This is a genomic window from Nonomuraea sp. NPDC003754, assembly GCF_053605785.1.
The window spans coordinates 190,312-208,103 of the sequence record NZ_JBSGJX010000011.1 but is presented as its reverse complement, the minus strand read 5'-3'; the positions used below and the strand labels follow the sequence as shown (position 1 = coordinate 208,103).

Annotated in this window: 12 protein-coding genes and 1 pseudogene; 9 read left to right on the top strand and 4 right to left on the bottom strand. The window is 70.4% G+C overall.

Features of this window, described 5'->3' with window-relative positions:
• Positions 1-389: 389 nt before the first annotated feature.
• From ACWEVS_RS16785 to ACWEVS_RS16760, 6 genes are all read left to right on the top strand, one after another.
• On the top strand, positions 390-524 hold the full coding sequence (locus ACWEVS_RS16785; RefSeq protein ID WP_452412800.1) for a hypothetical protein: 135 nt from the start codon (positions 390-392) through the stop codon (positions 522-524).
• A gap of 713 nt (positions 525-1,237) precedes the next feature.
• Positions 1,238-1,990: a hypothetical protein gene (locus ACWEVS_RS16780; RefSeq protein ID WP_452552188.1), complete on the top strand. Its 753-nt coding sequence runs from the start codon at positions 1,238-1,240 to the stop codon at positions 1,988-1,990.
• A gap of 186 nt (positions 1,991-2,176) precedes the next feature.
• Complete coding sequence (locus ACWEVS_RS16775; protein ID WP_452552186.1) at positions 2,177-4,018, top strand: peptidoglycan-binding protein; 1,842 nt, start codon at positions 2,177-2,179, stop codon at positions 4,016-4,018.
• Entirely contained in the window at positions 4,011-4,688 is a 678-nt protein-coding gene (locus ACWEVS_RS16770; RefSeq protein WP_354913179.1) for an ABC transporter ATP-binding protein, read from the top strand. Before ACWEVS_RS16775 ends, ACWEVS_RS16770 begins: the two co-directional genes overlap by 8 nt.
• A gap of 2 nt (positions 4,689-4,690) precedes the next feature.
• Positions 4,691-5,869 (top strand): ABC transporter permease, encoded by a 1,179-nt coding sequence (locus ACWEVS_RS16765; protein ID WP_452412803.1) that lies wholly within the window; start codon positions 4,691-4,693, stop codon positions 5,867-5,869.
• A 53-nt stretch (positions 5,870-5,922) separates the two neighbouring features.
• A complete protein-coding gene (locus ACWEVS_RS16760; RefSeq protein WP_452552185.1) occupies positions 5,923-6,228 on the top strand; it encodes an ATP-binding protein in 306 nt (101 codons plus the stop codon).
• Positions 6,229-6,248: 20 nt separating this feature from the next.
• Here ACWEVS_RS16760 and ACWEVS_RS16755 read toward each other — a convergent pair whose 3' ends face one another.
• From ACWEVS_RS16755 to ACWEVS_RS16745, 3 genes are all read right to left on the bottom strand, one after another.
• On the bottom strand, positions 6,249-7,034 hold the full coding sequence (locus ACWEVS_RS16755; protein WP_449916533.1) for a carbon-nitrogen hydrolase family protein: 786 nt from the start codon (positions 7,032-7,034) through the stop codon (positions 6,249-6,251).
• A gap of 127 nt (positions 7,035-7,161) precedes the next feature.
• Entirely contained in the window at positions 7,162-8,898 is a 1,737-nt protein-coding gene (locus ACWEVS_RS16750) for an ABC transporter family substrate-binding protein (protein WP_452552183.1), read from the bottom strand.
• A gap of 199 nt (positions 8,899-9,097) precedes the next feature.
• Positions 9,098-10,705: an N-acyl-D-amino-acid deacylase family protein gene (locus ACWEVS_RS16745; protein ID WP_452552181.1), complete on the bottom strand. Its 1,608-nt coding sequence runs from the start codon at positions 10,703-10,705 to the stop codon at positions 9,098-9,100.
• A 152-nt stretch (positions 10,706-10,857) separates the two neighbouring features.
• On the opposite strand from ACWEVS_RS16745, the gene ACWEVS_RS16740 reads away from it, so the two are divergent.
• From ACWEVS_RS16740 to ACWEVS_RS16730, 3 genes and pseudogenes are all read left to right on the top strand, one after another.
• Entirely contained in the window at positions 10,858-11,838 is a 981-nt protein-coding gene (locus tag ACWEVS_RS16740) for an ABC transporter permease (RefSeq protein ID WP_449916526.1), read from the top strand.
• The gene (locus ACWEVS_RS16735; protein ID WP_452552179.1) at positions 11,831-12,739 is read left to right on the top strand and encodes an ABC transporter permease; all 909 of its coding nucleotides are present in this window, start codon (positions 11,831-11,833) and stop codon (positions 12,737-12,739) included. The genes ACWEVS_RS16740 and ACWEVS_RS16735 overlap by 8 nt, the downstream gene beginning before the upstream one ends.
• Positions 12,736-14,795 (top strand): annotated as a pseudogene (locus ACWEVS_RS16730) (ABC transporter ATP-binding protein). The gene ACWEVS_RS16735 and the pseudogene ACWEVS_RS16730 overlap by 4 nt, the downstream one beginning before the upstream one ends.
• Positions 14,796-14,829: 34 nt before the next feature.
• Here the strand turns inward: ACWEVS_RS16730 and ACWEVS_RS16725 are convergent.
• Positions 14,830-17,745: a BTAD domain-containing putative transcriptional regulator gene (locus ACWEVS_RS16725; RefSeq protein ID WP_452552178.1), complete on the bottom strand. Its 2,916-nt coding sequence runs from the start codon at positions 17,743-17,745 to the stop codon at positions 14,830-14,832.
• Between the last annotated feature and the right edge of the window lie 47 nt (positions 17,746-17,792).

The following is a 17,792-nucleotide window of genomic DNA, read 5'->3' as shown; positions in this document are numbered from 1 at the left end:
AAAGAGCGAGCTCCGGGGACAGCGAATCCTTCTGATGCCAGAACACCAGTCGCTCCAACCTGGTGGCTGCATCTGGGAGATGCCTTCCGATCCACTGGGATCTTAGGAGCCATCCGTGCGGACGATCACGAATGAAGCCGGACGGACTTGCGTAGTCCAGGCAACCAGCAGGGTGAACGATTCCGAACGACTCTTGAGATCGTTTGGGGCCCACGGGTGGGAAGGTCAGACCGTGCTCGTTACGTGCCCGTATGGAAGGTCAACAACGGGAATCACGGGGACATAGGGCGACCTCAACAAGGCCCTCTGACCTGCGGCTTGGCAGCTCAGAGCGGGACCGCCCCAAATCTTCCAAGCTAGCTGCGAGATTGGCGCCGGATGATTGGCCAATGACCGTTCTGCTTCAAGAGCCGTTTCGCGGCATGCTGTGTGGCTTGAGAACTGGACCGCCCGACAGCGATCTCCCTGAGCAGCCCGGCGAAGAGCCCGACTTCATCGTTGATCATCCACGCCAGCGCTCGTGAGATCCAATACTCGGACGGCCCCGAAAGCCCACACTGGATGACCGCATGCAGGACCTGGGCGATGTCTGGATCACCGGGACCAAGCACCTGCCCGGCAAGCCTCTCCCCTTCGTCCCTAGGCCTCTCCAAGAGCGGTAAGAGTGCAAGCCCTGGGGTATCCACCCCAGCGTTTCGCGACTCGACGTTCCAGGTGGTCCCGTTGACGAGCACCAGCCACGGACCACCCCGCTTTACGGCCAGGACCCTGCGCGCGGAACCAGTCTCCATGTCCGCCAGATTGGCACGTCGCCACAGCAGGATCCGGAACATACACGGAATGATCAACGAAGCCGAGCCCGCGGCCGGCAGGCCCGCAGTGACGAAGGCCGGATAGGGGGAGTCGAGGGCGTGCGCGGTCGCTCGCTGCCCTCGATCCGTGCACCGCGCTTCAGGTGCGTTCAGGTTCGCTTCAGCAAGCCCACGGGAAGGTGAACCGGCTTCGCGGCCCAGTACCGCGAGACCACCCCCGATGGACGAACTCCGATGAGCGGGCCTGACTGCACGGTTGCGCCGCGGTGCTTCGTGCTGCCCGCTCATCCCCTTGTCACCTGCGAGAGGCCCCCATGATTCACTCCCACAGATCGCTCGCAACCGTGGTGGCCGGCGCGGCCCTGCTGGCCGCTATGACCGGCTGCGCTTCGACCGGTCAGGCGCAGCCATCGGCGGCTCCTTCCGTGGATCCCCAGAACAAGCAGCGCCAGAACCAGGCCCAGCTCGCCGCCTGCATGAAGGGCAAGGGCTTCACCTACCACCCGATCGTCTCCGCGCCGGACCTCCCCGAAGCGCAGAAGAAGGAGATGTCCGGCGACTACGAGGCCATGAAGAAGCACCGGAGCAAGTACGGCTTCGGCTGGGCCGCCTCGATCGTCTATCCGAACGACCCGGGCGGGCGCATGGTCTCCCGGACCGTTGAGGGCCCGGGAGACGACCCGAACGCGAAGGTCGTCGCCGGGCTGTCGAAGGCGCAGCGGGACGCCTACTTCGCCGGGATGGACGCGTGCATGCTGGAGATGCTCAACAAGGCCACCGGCCGCAAGATGACCTCCATGCAGGAGGCGGCGAAGGCCCAGTCCGAGATGATGAAGCAGGCGATCAACCGCGAGCTGAACGGCGACGCCCGCCTGGTGGAGCTGGCCGGCCGGTTCGCCGACTGTCTCAAGGGCAAGGGCTTCACGGTTACCTCCCAGCAACCCGTCGAGATCGCCAACAGCACCGAGGGGTCGTTCGGGCAGGAGCTGAGCAAGCTCGGCGAGAAACCCACGCCCGAGCAGGCCCGCCCTCTCCTGACGCGCGAGATCAAGGCCGCGCTGGACGACCTGGAGTGCGGCAAGGACTTCTACGCCGCCTACCGGCCCAAGCTGAACGCCGTCTACGAGCAGGCCGGCCCGTTCGCGGGCATGGGCATGCCCATGGCCGTCGAGGGATAGCCCCTGAGGGCCCGCCGCTTCCACCCCTCCCTCCCTTTCCATCGAAGCGAGTTCAGTATGCGCAAGTTCAGGGCGTCCGCAGGCGAGCCGGCCGCGGAGCCCGGCGGACCCGGCGGTCCAGGCGGTTCAGGCGGTTCAGGCACAGGCAGGTCGGGTGCCTCGAAGGCCGGTCTCTCGAGGAACAAGGTGCTGGCCGGTGTCGTGGCCGCGGTGGTGGCGCTCGCCGGCATCGGCTGGGCGGTGGGTGCGGATCTGCGTTCCCCCGCCGACCAGTTGGCCGCGCGCCGCCCGCCGAAGCCGTCCCTGGTCACCGCACTGGTCGAACGGCGGAAGCTCACCAGCACCGTCACCGTGAACGGCACGCTCACCTACGGCTCCCCGCTGCCGGTCACGCTGGCCGGCACGGTCGGCGTGACCGGCGCCACGGGTGGAGGCGGCGGTACGGGTGGAGGCGGCGGCACGCCCCAGCGCGTCACCAAGGCGCCCCAAACCGGCCCGATCGGTGAGGGTGACGTGCTGATGCAGGTCAACGGGCGGCCGGTGTTCGTCTTTCGCGGGCGGCTGCCGATGTACCGGCCGCTGGTGCCGGGCACCGAAGGAGACGACGTCCGCCAACTGCAGCGCGCGCTGCGCCGCAAGGGCGTGCGGGTGCCTGTCTCGGGCGTCTTCGACCAGGCCACCGTCACTGCGGTGAAACGCTGGTACGCCAAGCGCGGCTACCAGGCCCAGGAGCCTGACATGGAGGCGCGCAAGAACCTGCAGACCTACCGCGAGACCGTGCGCAACAGGCAGGCGGAGCTGGCAGAGGCCCGCAAGGCGCTGGATGAGGGCCTCGATGTCCAGCCGCTCAAGCTGCGCCTCGACAACGCCCGCCGCGACCTGCGCTCGGCCGAGCGGGCGCTGCGGGAGGCGATGCGGCAGGACATGACGCCCGATCAGGCCGCCAAGCTGACGAGCCTGCGGCAGGCTGTGCGCACCGCCGAGGAAGCGGTGCTCGCGGCCGAGAAGGAACTGACCGAGGCCATGGAGCAGAACAACAACACCCCGCCGCCGGCGCCGCCGCCCGCGCCGACGCCGTCCGGCACACCCTCCGGCACCCCGCCACCACCTGCGCCACCGCTGCCCACTCCCACACCGTTCCGTTCGACGGACACCCGCCTGCTGGAGATGAAGCTCGCCAACGCCCGGCAGGCCCTGGACGAGGCCCGCACGGCCGTGGACGACTACTTCGAGCAAGTCCGCGACGAGCAGGACAAGCGGCTGGAGGAGCTGCGCAAGGGGGTGCGCACCGCCAAGGAAGCCGAGGCCACCGCCAAGCAGAGCCTGCGCAGGGCCCGGGAGGTCTCGCCGCTGCGGATGAAGGTCAGCAACAGCGCCGCCGGCCTGGCCGACGCCCGCGACATGCTGGCCGGGTTCCTCAAGACCTATGGCGTCAGTCTCCCGGCGGGCGAGGTCGTCTTCCTCCCGACGCTGCCGGCCCGCATCGACAAGGCCGAGGTCAAGCCCGGCGACACCATCGAGTCCAAGGTCGCCACCGTGACGAGCTCCGCCTTCGCGATCACCGGGTCGGTGGACGCCAAGGAGGCCAAGCTGCTGCGCCGGAACCAGAAGGCCACCATGGAAACCCTCGACGGCACCCTGCTGCAGGCCAGGCTGACCGCCACGGGGGAGGCCGCCCGCGTCACCTCGCAGGACAAGAAGGACGAGAAGCAGGACACGCCCGACACCGGCTCGGTGCCGGTCCTGCTCACTCCCGACACCGCCAAGGGGCTCAAGGCGCTGGTCGGCTCGTCGCTGACGGTGCGGATCTCCGTCGGCTCGACCGAAGGGGAGGTGCTCAGCGTGCCGGTCGCCGCCGTCGTCACCTCCGCCGACGGCCGTCCTCGGGTGCGGGTGGCGCTCGACGGCGACAGGACCCGCGAGGTCGAGGTGCGCACCGGGCTGACCGCCGACGGAAACGTGGAGATCACGCCCGTGCAGGCCGGGACGGTCAAGGAAGGCGACCGGGTCGTGGTGAGCGATGCCTGAGCCCGTCATCGAGCTGACCGGCGTCTGCCGGGAGTTCCCCGCCGACCCGCCGGTGCGCGCGCTGGACGACGTCACACTGCGCGTCGACCACGGCGACTACGTGGCCATCATCGGCCCGTCCGGGTCCGGCAAGTCCACTCTGCTGAACATTCTCGGGTTGCTGGACCGGCCGAGCTCGGGCTCGTACCGGCTGGACGGCATCGAGACCACCGCCCTGCGCGACGGCGCGCGAACCCGGCTGCGCGGCGCGCGCATCGGGTTCGTCTTCCAGTCCTTCCACCTGCTCCCCCACCGGACGGTGGCCGAAAACGTGATGCTCGCCGAGGTCTACGGGCAGCACCCGCGCCGCGGTCGCCTGGCCCGTGCCGAGCAGGCCCTCGAGCAGGTGGGCATGGGACACCGCATCGGTTTCCGGCCGGACCGCCTGTCGGGCGGCGAACGCCAGCGGGTGGCCATCGCCCGCGCCCTGATGGCCCGTCCGTCGCTGCTGCTGTGCGACGAGCCCACCGGCAACCTCGACAGCCGCAACACCGAGGCCGTGCTCGACCTGTTCGACGGGCTGCGCTCCCAGGGCCTGACCATCCTGGTGATCACACACGAGGACGAGGTCAGCGCCCACGCCAAGCGCCGGGTGCGCATCGGCGACGGCATCCTGACCGAGCAGGGGTGAGCATGAACATCCGCGATCTGTGGGCCGAGTCCCTGGCGGGGATGCTGGCCCGTCCCGTCCGATCGGCCCTGACCACCCTGGGCACCGTCCTGGGGATCACCACGCTGGTGGTCACCATGGGCATCGCCGCGACCGCCGGCAACCAGATCGTCGGCCGCTTCGACGAACTGCTGGCCACCAGTGTCACCGTCGAGGTGCCGCAGAACAGCCGCCAGGCCCTGGTGTCGTGGGAGGCCGCCGCGGACCTGCGGCGGCTGCGCGGCGTGGTATCGGCCACCGCGCTGGCGCAGAGCGACAAGAGCTCCAACCTCGTGGTGACCGCCAACAACCTGCTCGACCCGACCCAGGTGGCAGGGCAGACGCTCGCCGTCGTCGCGGCCACCCCGGACCTGCCGGCCACCACCCGCGGCAGACTGCTGACCGGCCGCTTCTACGACGCGGGCCACCTCACCCGCGGCGACCGCGTCGTCGTGCTGGGCGAGCAGGCCGCCGCCATGCTCGGCATCACCCGGCTGGACCACGCGCCGGCGGTGTTCATCAACGACCGCGCCTACACCGTCATCGGCATCATCGGCGGCCTGCAGCGCGAGCAGATCCTCGCCAGCGCGGTCCTGGTGCCGCCCACCCTCGGCCCCGACTTCGGCCTGAAGAACGTCACCCGTGTCCTGGTCGGCACCCAGCTGGGCGCCGCCGAGCTGATCGCCCGCCAGGCCCCCCTCGCCCTCAGCCCCAACCACACCGGGGAACTCCAGGTGATCGCCCCGCCCAGCCCCAAGCGCGCCCGCGACGGCGCCCAGGACGACGTCAACGGTCTGTTCCTCATCCTCGGCCTGGTCTCCCTGATCGTGGGCGCGGTCGGGATCGCCAACGTCACCCTGGTCACCATCATGGAACGCGTCGCCGAGATCGGCCTGCGCCGAGCTCTGGGGGCCGCCCGTCGCCACATAGCCGCTCAGTTCCTGCTGGAGTCCAGCCTGATCGGCCTGACCGGTGGAGTCATCGGCGCCAGCCTGGGCACCGTCGCCGTCGTCGTGGTGGCGGCCGTCCGCCAGTGGACCCCGGTGCTGGACATCCGTCTGGCCCTGGCCGCCCCCGCGGTCGGCGCGCTGGTCGGGCTTCTGGCGGGACTGTATCCGGCCTTGCGCGCCGCCCGCATGGAGCCCGTCGACGCCCTGCGCTGACCGGCAGCTGGCCGCATGGGGGTGAGCGGCCCGCGATCGCTCCATTGCTTGGCATGCTGCGAGGGAGAGATCAGGACGAGCGGGCCATCGGGGACCTGGTGGACGGCGCGCGGGCCGGACGCAGCGGGGCCCTGGTCGTCCGCGGCGACCCGGGCATCGGCAAGACGGCGCTCCTCGACAGCGCGGCACGCGCGGCCGAGGGGTGTGGGATCCTGCGCTGCACCGGCGTGGAAACCGAGACCGAACTGCCGTTCGCGGCCCTGCACCAGGTGCTCCTGCCTGGGCTGGCCAGGGTGGACGGGCTCCCCGACGCACAGGCCGACGCGCTCAAGGGCGCGCTCGGGCGGCGAGACCGATGAGGAAGCGATCACGCCTTGCCTCAACCACTGGCGCGATCGGCCAGGGCTCCCATCCACTTTCCGAAGACAGCTGGGTTCTGCGCCACATCCCAGCGCGGCAGCATGGACCTGCCCGTCGTATCGATGTCCGCCACCACCAAGCCCGGCTCCGCTCCGTCCGCCTCACCGAGGATGCGGCCATCCGGGCCGATGATCCGCGTCGCCGCGCCTCCCTGCCGTCCTTCTGCCCTGCCACATACATCAGCCGCGATCACCCAGCAGTCGTTCTCCACCGCTCGAGCGATGAGCGCTGATCGCGTCCGGACCTTCCAATCGCGGGTGACCTCCATGGGAAGATCGTTGTTCAGCGGGCACACGAGGAGGCGGGCCCCGGCCAGTGCCAGCAGCCGGGACGGCTCGACGAAGTTGGCGTCGTTGCAGATCACGACACCGAAGGCGCATGCGCCGTGATGAAAGATCGGTAGTTCCTCACCCGGGTTGAAAGCCGGCTCTCGAGGAAACAGCTTGCGCATGACGCCGAGCAGCCGTCCCGCACGCAACACCGCCGCCGAGCTGTACAGCGCCCCGTCGCCGGCTCGTTCGGTGAAGCCGGCCACCACAGTCAGTTCCGAAGGGCAGTCGCGAAGCGCCTCGACCAAGTCCGGGTAAGGCGCCGCCATCGCAACCGCATCCGCGTCGGGCCTGGCGGCGCGCATGCCGCCGAAGTAGCACTCGGGCAGCACCAGCAGCTCGACCTCCTGCCGCTCACACAGCTTGATCGCTGCAGGAAGGCCACCCGCCCGCCACCCGTCCAGTTTCGACTGCAAGGCTGCAACTCGCACAGGCCACCCCGGTTCGTCGTTCGTCGTCTGCACTCAGAGTGGGGCCGAAACAGACTGGTGACCAAGATGTCAAAGATCGTCCGGAACTGAGCCGAAGAGGGCCCGCCGCAGGTCATGAGCCGTTCAGCAGGCCCCACTGCTCGCTGTTGTAGGTCGGGAACGCCAGGCTGTTGTCGCGGATGTTGCCGAGCTTCGCGTTGTAGGCGAGGAAGGACCTGTTCTGGTAGAGCGGCAGGATCGAATAGTCCGATGAGACGATCTTGTCGGCTTCCTGCAGCTTCTTGGTCGCCTCTTCGGCGTCGGTCGCCGACAGGGCGTCGTCGAGGAGTTCGTCGACCTTGGGGTTGCCGTAGTTGCCGAGGTTGAAGCGGCAGAAGCTCGCGCCCTCCTCGCAGCTCAGGAAGTACGGGATGTTGCTGGTCGCGGTGAACGGCGACTGCGACACCGTGCCCACCGTGAGCGCCCAGTTGCCTTCCTGGACGGCGTCCATCGTGTTGGACACCGTGGCCACCTGCACGTCGACGCCCAGCGGCGCGACCGCGGCCTTGACCAGCTGTGCCTCGCTGGCACGCAGCTGGTCGCCCGCCTGGACGGCGAAACGCAGCGTGCCCACGGCCTTGCCGTCCGGTGCGACGAGCTTCGTGCCGACTCCGGTGTATCCGGCGTCGGTCAGCGTCTTCTTGGCCTTCTCGGCGTCGCCGATGCCGTACTCGAAGGCGCTCACCACGTCGGCGTAGCCGGGCGCCCCGCTGAGGAACATCTGGCTCAGCCGAGGCTCCGCGGTGTTGTCGAACTGGCCGATCGTCTTGGCGATCAGGTCCTTCACGCTCACCGCCTGGAAGATCGCCTTGCGCAGGGCGACGTCCTTCAGGGCCGGGGCGTTGTGGTTCAGCCAGATCTGGTGAACCGACGCGCTTGGCGTCACCTGGTAGCGGACCGCGGGCAGGTCGTCGACCTGCTGCACGATGTCCACCTGCGGGTTGGGGTAGATCACGTCGACCTCGCCGTTCGCCAGCGAGGTCGGCTGCTGGGAGACGTCGGTGATGAGACGGAAGACGAGCTTGTCCAGGTGCGGCGCCTTGCCGTACCACTTCTCGTTGCGGACCATCACCACCGAGCCGTCGGCGGTGAACTCCTCGATCCTGAACGGGCCCGCGGAGAACTTCGGGACCGACTTGGCGAAGCCTTCGTTGAAGCTCTTCTCCAGGCCGGCGGGGGTGTCGGTGGGGCCGTAGGTCTTCGCGACGTGGGCCGGCAGGATCGGCGAGAACAGGGCCTGCCAGTCGACGTACGGCCGGTCGAAGACGACGGTGACGGTCCGGCCCTGGTCGGAGCCCTTGACCGAGGTGATCCGGTCGTAGCCGGCGGTGTTGCCGGCCTGGCACTTCGGGCACTGGCGGGGGTTGAGCGCCCGCCAGGTGTAGGCGAAGTCGTCGGCCGTGATCGGCGTGCCGTCGGACCAGACGGCCTTGGGGTCTATCGTGTACGTGATCGTCTGCGGTTTGTCGGCGGTCTTCTCCGCGCTCGTCACGAGCGTCTCGTTGCGGGCCACCGTCCCGTCCGGCTGGATGACGAACGCGTTCGGCAGCAGCACGCTGGAGATGTCGATCACCGAGTAGGTGGCGCCGCCGGTGTTCAGGACGTTCCAGTTCGAGATCGGATAGGTGATCGTGTAGGTCACTGTGCCGCCGGTGCCGACGGCGGTGGTGGTGTTGACCGTGTTCAGCTCGCCGGTGACGCGGCCGTCGCCGGACGTCGCCGTCTTCGCGCCGCCGCCCGCACAGGCGGTGAGCAGCAGCGCCAGGGCGCCGGCCGTCAGAGCCATCGAGTTCGTTCTGCGGATAGCCATGGTCGGCTCCCAGGGGTGAGAAGGTTCAGTGGCGCTCGCCGCGCAGCTGAGCGACGGCTTCGGCAGCCGCCCAGCCGATCAGCGTGTCGAGGTGCGGGGCGTTGGGGGTGGGGTCGGCAGCGCGGGTGAAGACGCCCACGGCGTACCTGCACCCAGGCTCGCGCGCCGAGCCGGCCGAGGACCTGCTCCGCCTGCTCCTTCACCGTGACCTGCCGCGCCGCAGCGCCCGGCCGGGCAGCTGCCCGGTGGGGACGCCGTCGGCGAGCGCGGTCGTCCCGTTGACCACCACGTGCCGGATCCCGCGGGCGTAGCGGTGCGGGTCCTCGTAGGTGGCGAGGTCGCCGACGGTGGCGGGGTCGAACACGACGATGTCGGCGTAGGCGCCGGGGGTGAGCAGGCCACGGTCGCGCAGGCCGAGGTTGGCGGCCGGGAGGCTGGTCATCCGGCGTACGGCCTCGCCGAGCGTGAGAAGCCCCTGCTCGCGCACGTATCGGCCGAGGACGCGGGCGAACGTCCCGTAGGCACGCGGATGGGTGGGAACGTCGGTGTGGGGCGGTTCGGCGGCGAAGGTCTCGGCGTCGGAGCCGACGGAGACCCACGGGTTGCGCAGCGCGGTCCGCAGCACCTCCTCGTCCATCATGAAGTACATGGCGTGCAGCGACGGATCCTGCTCGACCAGGCACAGCAGCGTCTCCACCGGGTCGGCGCCCCGCTCCTCCGCCGTCTGCCGGAGGCTGAGCCCCCGGTAGCGGGCCACCGGCCCCTTCGGGTCGGGCAGCAGCATCACGCCGTCCGCGCCGCCCGAGGCCAGGTAGATGTTCTCCCACCGCTCCGACGGCGTCCGCACGCCCTCGTGGATGCGGGCGCGCTCGGCCGGGTCGGCCAGGCGGGCCACGAGCGCCTCGTGGCCGCCCTCGTGGAAATGCGGCGGGATCGCGGCGGCCAGGTGGGTCTGCCCGGCCAGATAGGGGTAGATGTCGGCGGTCACCGGCAGGCCGGCGGCGCGGGCGGCCTCGACCTTCTCCACGGCGCGGGCCATCTTCGGCCAGTTGCGACGCCCGGCCGCCTTGAGGTGGTAGATCTCGGCCCGTACCTCGGCGCGGCGGCCGATCTCGATCAGTTCGTCGACCGCGTCGAGGAAGTGGTCGCCCTCGCTGCGCAGGTGCGAGATGTACATGCCGTCGTACCGTGCGACGACTTCGCACAGCGCGACCAGTTCGTCGGTCGGCGCGAAGCATCCCGGCGGGTAGATGAGCGCCGATCCCAGGCCCAGCGCGCCGTCGGCCATCTCCTCGTCCAGGACGCCGCGGACATGGGAGAGCTCGGCGGCGGTCATCGGCCGGTCCTCCGAGCCCGCCCCGATCATGCGCAGGTTCTCCGCGCCGACGAAGCTTGCGACGTTCTGGACGACGCCCTTGCTCTCCAGGTGCGCCAGGAACTCCGACAACCGCTCCCACACCAGCGGGGGAGTGGCGGGACCGAAGACCGCTTCCAGCTCGGCCCGGACGGCGGGGGTGAAGGGTCCGATCGAGATTCCCTCGCCGAAGACCTGGGTGGTGACCCCCTGGTAGAGGTCGGACAGGCCACGGCCGTCCGTCTCCAGGGTGAAGTACGCGTGACTGAGCACGTTCACGAACCCGGGCGCCACCACCAGCCCGGTCGCGTCCAGCGCGGGCGCGTCGTGGCCGCCCGCCTCGGGGCCGACGGCGACGATGCGATCGCCTTCGACCAGGACGTCGGCAACGCGGCCGGGGCCGCCGCTGCCGTCATGGACTGTGCCACCGCGGATCACCAGAGAAGCCGACATGCGGTCATCCTGCGACGCCGGGCGCGCCGAGTGTTCATCGGATCCGATGAACTGACGCCGATCTTACGTCGCGTACGACGAAGTGCACGCCGGCCGAAACGACTGCACTGAGTGACCACAGCTCACCCGCGACAGAGAGCGGTGATCCGACCGTGCTCACCTATACGTTCCGCCGCCTCCTGGTCGCCCTGCCGGTGATCGTGGCCTCGACCTTCGTCGTGTTCCTGCTGGTGACGATGTCCGGCGACCCGCTCGCCAACCTCAAGGGCCGCAACCCGCCCCCGTCCCCGCAGGTCATCGCGGTCGAGGAACACCGGCTGCACCTGGACCAGCCGGTGCTGCAGCGCTACTGGACCTGGATGGCCGGCGTGGCCCGCGGGGATTTCGGTCCTTCGGTGCGGACCAACCTGGACATCGGCCACGAGATCGCCGCCAGGTTCGGCGTCACACTGCGGCTCATCGCCGTGGCCGTCGTCCTGGCCCTTCTGCTCGCCGTGGTGGTCGGCGTCCTCAGCGCGGTGAAGCAGTATTCGGGCGTCGACTACGGGTTCACCTTCGCCGCGTTCCTGTTCCTGTCGATGCCGTCGTTCTGGTTCGCCGTCCTGCTCAAGCAGGGCGGGATCTCGCTCAACCAGCTCGTCGGGGACCAGGTCGTGTACACGATCGGCGAGAGATCCGTCGTCGTGGACGGCGGCGCCTGGGCACAGCTGGCCGACGCGGCCGGTCACATGGTGCTGCCGACGATCTCGCTGGCGCTGATCTCGTTCGGCGCGTGGAGCCGGTTCCAGCGCGCCTCGATGCTCGACGTGCTCAACAGCGACTACGTGCTGTTCGCACGGGCCAAGGGACTGTCGCGGAGACGTGTGGTCGTACGGCACGCGCTGCGCACCGCGCTCATCCCCATGACCACGGTGACCGCGCTCGACTTCGCCTCCCTGATCTCCGGCGCCGTGATCATCGAGACGGTCTTCCAGTGGCGCGGGCTCGGCGACTTCCTCGTCACCTCGGTCAACCAGCGCGACGCTTACGCGGTGCTGGCCTGGCTGCTCGTGGTCGCCGTGGCGGTCATCGTGTTCAACCTCATCGCCGACCTCCTGTACGCCCTTCTCGACCCGAGGATCCGCTATGAGTAAGAACACCGAGGCGATGACGGTCCGCCCCTCGCCGTCGGCTGCCGTCGTGCGCCAGCGCAGCCAGGGCGAGCTGGTGCTGCGCCGCTTCCTGCGGCACAAGGCGGCGGTGATCAGCCTGGTGCTGTTCGTCGCCGTCGTCCTGCTGGCCTTCGCCGGCGGCGCGCTCTGGCGCCACGACTACGCCGACATCACCTCGGCGGTGTCGGAGCCGCCCTCGTTCGAGCATCCCTTCGGCACCGACAACCTCGGCCACGACACCTTCGCCCAAGTGCTGCGTGGCACCCAGCGCTCGATCGAGATCGCCCTGCTCATCGCCTTACTGGCCGGGCTGGTGGGGACCCTGTGGGGGGCCTTCTCCGGCTACTACCGAGGTGTCGTCGACAGCGTGATGATGCGGTTCGCCGACCTGGTCCTCACCCTGCCGCTGCTGGCGGTCGCCGCGGTGCTGACCCGCGGCACCTCGGGCTCGTGGTGGTTCGTCGCCCTGGTCATCGCCTCCCTGCAGTGGGCGTACGTCTCCCGCGTGGTGCGCGGCGTCGTGCTGTCGCTGCGGGAGAAGGAGTACGTGGAGGCCGGCCGCGCGCTCGGCGCCACCGACCGCTGGATCATCTTCCGGCACCTGATCCCCAACGCGCTCGGGCCGATCATCGTCAACGTCACGATCCTCGTGGCGGCCGCCATCCTGGTCGAGACGGCCCTGTCGTTCCTCGGCCTGGGCGTCCAGCCGCCCGACACCTCGCTCGGCCTGCTGGTCAGCGGGGCCACCACGGCGGTCAGCACCCGGCCCTGGCTGTTCTACTTCCCCGGCGCGTTCATCGTGGTGATCGCCCTGACCATCAATTTCATCGGAGACGGGCTGCGCGACGCCTTCGACCCCACCCAGCGGAAGGTGCGCCCATGACCGAACGCGAGATCGTGCTGGAGGTCGAGGACCTCACCGTGTCGTTCCCGACCGAAGACGGCCTGGTCAGAGCGGTGCGCGGCGTCAGCTACACCCTGCGGCGGGGCGAGGTGCTCGGCATCGTCGGCGAGTCGGGCTCCGGCAAGTCGGTCACCTCGATGGCGGTGATGGGCCTGCTGCCGGGCTCGGCGAAGGTCGGCGGCTCGGTCCGGTTCCGCGGCCAGGAGCTGATCGGGGCACCGGACAAGGAACTGCGGACCATCCGCGGCGGCCGGATCGCGATGGTCTTCCAGGACCCGATGACCTCGCTCAACCCCGTCTACCCGGTGGGCGACCAGATCGCCGAGGCGGTCAGGGCGCACAACGACGTCAGCGCCGCGGCCGCCCGCGAACGCGCGATCGAGCTGCTGGCGATCATGCAGATCCCCCGGCCCAGGGAACGCGCCCGCGACTACCCGCACGAGTTCTCCGGCGGCATGCGCCAGCGCGTCGTCATCGCCACCGCGATGGCCAACGACCCCGACGTCATCATCGCCGACGAGCCGACCACCGCGCTCGACGTGACCGTCCAGGCGCAGGTGCTGCGGGCGCTGGAGACCGCGCGGGCCGCGACCGACGCCGCCATGGTGCTGATCACCCACGATCTGGGCGTCGTCGCCGGTACGGCCGACCGGGTCCTCGTCATGTACGCGGGCCGGCCGGTGGAGCTCGGAGACGTCGACTCCATCTACTACGAGCCGCGCATGCCGTACACGCTGGGCCTGATCGGCAGCCTCCCCCGGCTGGACGACGCGCGCAGGGGCGAGCGGCTGGTCCCGATCACCGGCTCGCCGCCGTCCCTGCTCGACCTGCCGCCGGGGTGCCCGTTCGGGCCGCGCTGCCCGATGCGGCAGGAGGTCTGCGAGAGCGCCGAGCCCGAGCTGCTGGCCGCCTCCGCCCCGGACCATCTGGCCGCCTGTCACTTCTCCGCCGACCTGGAAGGGCGGCGTCCCGAGGACGTCTTCGCCCTGACCTCGGCCGACCACCCTGGAGGCGCACGATGAACGGGTCGCCGCTGCTGTCGGTGCGGGATCTGGTCAAGCACTATCCGGTACGCGGCAAGGGGTTGTCGCGGCGTACGGCGGGGCAGGTGCACGCCGTCTGCGGGGTCTCCTTCGACCTGCACCGGGGTGAGACCCTCGGACTGGTCGGCGAGTCGGGCTGCGGCAAGTCGACCACCGGGCGGGCCGTGCTCAACCTGCAGCCGCCGACCTCCGGGCACGTGGTGTTCGATGGCCTGGATCTCGGGACCGTCGGCGCCGCGGAGATGCGCCGGCTGCGGCAGCGCATGCAGATCGTCTTCCAGGACCCCTACGCCTCCCTCGACCCGCGCATGACCGTCAGCGACGCCATCGCCGAGCCGCTGCGCATCCACGACACCTACCGCCAGGAGGGCCCGGACCGGGTACGGGAGCTTCTCGCCACGGTCGGGCTCAACCCCGAACACGGCAACCGGTACCCGCACGAGTTCTCCGGCGGCCAGCGCCAGCGCGTCGGCATCGCCCGGGCGCTGGCGATGAGGCCCGAGCTGATCGTGCTCGACGAACCGGTGTCGGCGCTCGACGTCTCGATCCAGGCGGGCGTGGTGAACCTGCTCGAGGACCTCCAGGAGCAACTGGGTCTCGCCTACCTGTTCGTGGCCCACGACCTGTCGGTGGTTCGGCACATCGCCCACCGGGTCGCGGTGATGTACCTCGGCCGGATCGTCGAGGTCGGCGACACCGACGAGCTGTTCGACCGGCCCGCTCACCCCTACACCCAGGCGCTCATCTCGGCCATCCCGCTGCCCGACCCGCGGCTCGAACGGGTCAGGGCGCGCGAGCGGATCGTCATCGGCGGCGACGTGCCCAACCCGGCCGCTCCGCCGAGCGGCTGCCGGTTCCGCACCCGCTGCCCGAAGTTCACGCGGCTCACCGAGGCGGAGCGGACGGTCTGCGTCGAACAGCCGCCCGACCTGGCCGAGCGCGGCCACGGCCACCCGGTCGCCTGCCACTACGCGGAGGCCGCCGCCGGGTGAAGCAGTCAAGCCGGCCATGGCCGGCACAGGCGTCCTACCGGGCCACTGTCGCGTCTGTTGCGGCGTTGCCGGTGTCGCCCACCGCTGAGCTGTTCTCGTGGCCGCGAGACGGCTGTCGCTCAGCCTGGGCCGGCCCCCTCGGGACGGGCCTTTCCAGCAGCGCTCTGACTTCCGCGGCCTTGGCGGGAAGTTGTTCGTACAGCTCCAGTGCCCGTTCCCAGCACGAGCGCGCCCGGCTGTGCTGGCGCAGGGCGTGCAGCACCTGGCCCAGCTCGCTCCAGGACGCGCCGTCGGCCCAGCCGCCGCCGCGGCGTTCCTCGGCCAGCACGACGGCCGCCTCGGCGTGGGGCAGAGCCTCGGCGGCGCGATCCAGCGCGAGCAGCACCCGGACCAGGTAGATCAGTGTGGACTGCTCCCACGAGAAATTGCGCCGCTGCCGGAACAACGCCAGCGCCTCCCGCAGCAGGGGAAGCGCCTCATGGTGGCGTCCGGCGCGGGTGTACACCTTGGCCATCGCGACCACGGCGTACGGGTCGCGGACGTCGTCGCCCAGGTGGGCCCGCATGACGGTCTCGGCCTCATGGAGGGTCTCGATCGCCTCGTCATAGCGTTCCAGGGAGGCCAGCCGCTGGCCGACGCCATACAGCATGGCCGCCTCCTGATAGCGCTCGCCGAGCTCGTGAAAGCCTGCCGCGGCCTGCCGATAACTGTCGAGCGCCACATCCTGGCGGTCGTGACGATCGGCCTGGATTACGCCCATGGTCGACAGGGCCACCCAATGGTGGTTCATGTCGCCCGCGCGCAGGGTGACCTCCAGGGCCGCGGCGCACTCGGCGATCGCGTCGTCCAGGCGGCCGGCGTCTCGCAGGACATGGGCGAGGGAGGCGCGGGCGCGCCCCTCGACGAAGATCTCGCCCGCGGTAGCGGCGCGGGCGGCGAGGTCGTGGAACCTGGGCACCAGGCTGTTGGACTCATAGGCGAGCAGCAGGATCAGGTCGAGGATCTGCAGCTCGCTCGAGAGATCCATCGCTTGTACCCGGATGAGGCATTCCCGCTCACGGGCGACCCACGCGGTGGCCGCCTCGATCGTGTCGAAGGTGAGCCCTCCCTCGGCCGTCACCGAGGCGGCCGAGGGATCGCCTGGATTGAGGGTGGTGAAGGCGTTGCCTGCCGTGGCGAGGTAGTGCTCCAGCAGCCGGGCGAGCGCCGGCCGGTCGGGCTCGGCCAGCGAGCGTGCGTAGGCGCGCAGCAGGTCGTGGTAGCGGTAGCGGCCGAGGGAGGGGGATTCCAGCAGGCTGAGATCCACCAGCGACTCCACCAGATCCTCGGTCTCGACCTCGCTCAGGTCCAGCATCGCGGCAGCGGCCGCCAGCGGGAGGTCCGGCCCCTGCGACAGCGCGAGCAGCCTGAAGGCTCGGGCCTGGGAGGGATCGAGCTGGCGATACGACAGCTCGAAGGCGGCACTCACGGCCACGTCAGCGGTCCGCAGGGCGCCCAGCCGCTTGCTCTCGTCGGCCAGCTTGTCGACCATCACGCGGATCGGCCAGCCGTGGCGGGTGGCGAGCCGGGCGCCGGCCACCCGCACCGCCAGCGGCAGGCGCCCGCACAGCTCGACCAGGTGCTCGGCGTCCGCCGTCTCCGCGGCCACCCGCGGGGTGCCGACGATCCGCTCCAGCAGCGCCAGCGCCTCGGCGGTGGGCGGCACGTCCACCTCGACGAGGCCGGCGCCCGGCAGGAGGTAGGGGCGTGCCCTGCTGGTCACCAGCACCCGGCAGGAGGACGAGCCCGGCAGCAGCGGCAACACCTGTGCGCGATCATGGGCGTTGTCGAGAACCACCAGCACGCGCCGATCGGCCACCGTGGAGCGGAACAGCGCCGCCCGCTCCTCCAGCGTTTCGGGCAGGAGCTCGTCGGCGACGCCCAGCGCCCGCAGGAAGGCGGCCAGCACAGCCGCCGGATCGGCCGGCGCGGTTCCTGCGCCCTGCAGGTCGGCGAAGAGCTGCCCGTCCGGGAAGTGCTCCCGTACGGCATGCGCCGCCCGCACGGCCAGCGTGGTCTTGCCGACGCCGCCGATGCCGGTCATGACCGTGACCATGGGCGCCTGCCCAGCTCGGGCAGCCAACGTCGCGACCAGGCCGGCGACCAGCTCGGCGCGGCCGGTGAAGTCGGCAGGAACGGGCGGCAACTGCGCCGGGCGCGCCGGGACCCGCATCGCGGCGGGCGCGGGAACGTCGTCGGCGCTCAGCAGGCGCTGAAACAGCTCGGCCACCTCGGGGCTGGGGTCGATGCCCAGCTCGTCGGCGAGCGTCTGCCGCAGGTCGGCGAAGACCGCCAGCGCCTCAGGACGGCGTCCGCCGGCGGCCAGGGCTCGCATCAGCAAGGCCCGCAGCCGCTCCCTCAGCGGATATCGCGCCGACAGCTCGGCCAGCTCTGCCAGGACCTGACCGGGCGCCTGCCCGCTGTCCAGCTCCTGGGCACAGGCCGATTCGATGGCCAGGAGCCTGGCCTCCTCCAGGCGGCGCAGGTGAGGTCCGCGCAGGCCGGGAGGCTCACCCGTCCACAACTCCAACGCCTCGCGGTAGGCACCCTGGCGGGTCAGCCTCTCGAAGTCGGCCAGATCCGTGCCGACGCCGGTGAGCGCGTACCCGCGTCCCCGCGACACCAGGTGCTCATGGCCTATCGCCTTGCGCAGCAGCGACACGTAGGTGCGCACGATCGAGACCGCCGAAGCCGGGGGCTCGTCGTCCCACAGGGCGTCGATGATTCCCTCGATCGGCACCGTACGCTCACCGGCCAGCACCAGCACCGCCAGCAGCTCCCGCTGCTTCGGCGGCCCGAGCCGCATCTCCGCACCGTCACGCCAGCCGCGCACCGGCCCCAGCACAGCCACCCGTACCGCCACGAACACCCCCGGGCCGAAACTATAGGGGAACGCGCGCGACCGAATCATGGAGATCGCTTTCCTGCCGCGAATCCGGTCCGATCTCCCCGCGTGGC

What these genes read in the sequence shown, in the direction of transcription:
- ACWEVS_RS16770 (WP_354913179.1), top strand. Translation starts at nt 4,011, where the DNA reads ATGCCTGAGCCCGTCATCGAGCTGACCGGCGTCTGCCGGGAGTTCCCC.
- ACWEVS_RS16750 (WP_452552183.1), bottom strand. Translation starts at nt 8,898, where the DNA reads ATGGCTATCCGCAGAACGAACTCGATGGCTCTGACGGCCGGCGCCCTG.
- ACWEVS_RS16745 (WP_452552181.1), bottom strand. Translation starts at nt 10,705, where the DNA reads ATGTCGGCTTCTCTGGTGATCCGCGGTGGCACAGTCCATGACGGCAGC.
- ACWEVS_RS16725 (WP_452552178.1), bottom strand. Translation starts at nt 17,745, where the DNA reads ATGATTCGGTCGCGCGCGTTCCCCTATAGTTTCGGCCCGGGGGTGTTC.
- ACWEVS_RS16760 (WP_452552185.1), top strand. Translation starts at nt 5,923, where the DNA reads ATGCTGCGAGGGAGAGATCAGGACGAGCGGGCCATCGGGGACCTGGTG.
- ACWEVS_RS16765 (WP_452412803.1), top strand. Translation starts at nt 4,691, where the DNA reads ATGAACATCCGCGATCTGTGGGCCGAGTCCCTGGCGGGGATGCTGGCC.
- ACWEVS_RS16785 (WP_452412800.1), top strand. Translation starts at nt 390, where the DNA reads ATGACCGTTCTGCTTCAAGAGCCGTTTCGCGGCATGCTGTGTGGCTTG.
- ACWEVS_RS16735 (WP_452552179.1), top strand. Translation starts at nt 11,831, where the DNA reads ATGAGTAAGAACACCGAGGCGATGACGGTCCGCCCCTCGCCGTCGGCT.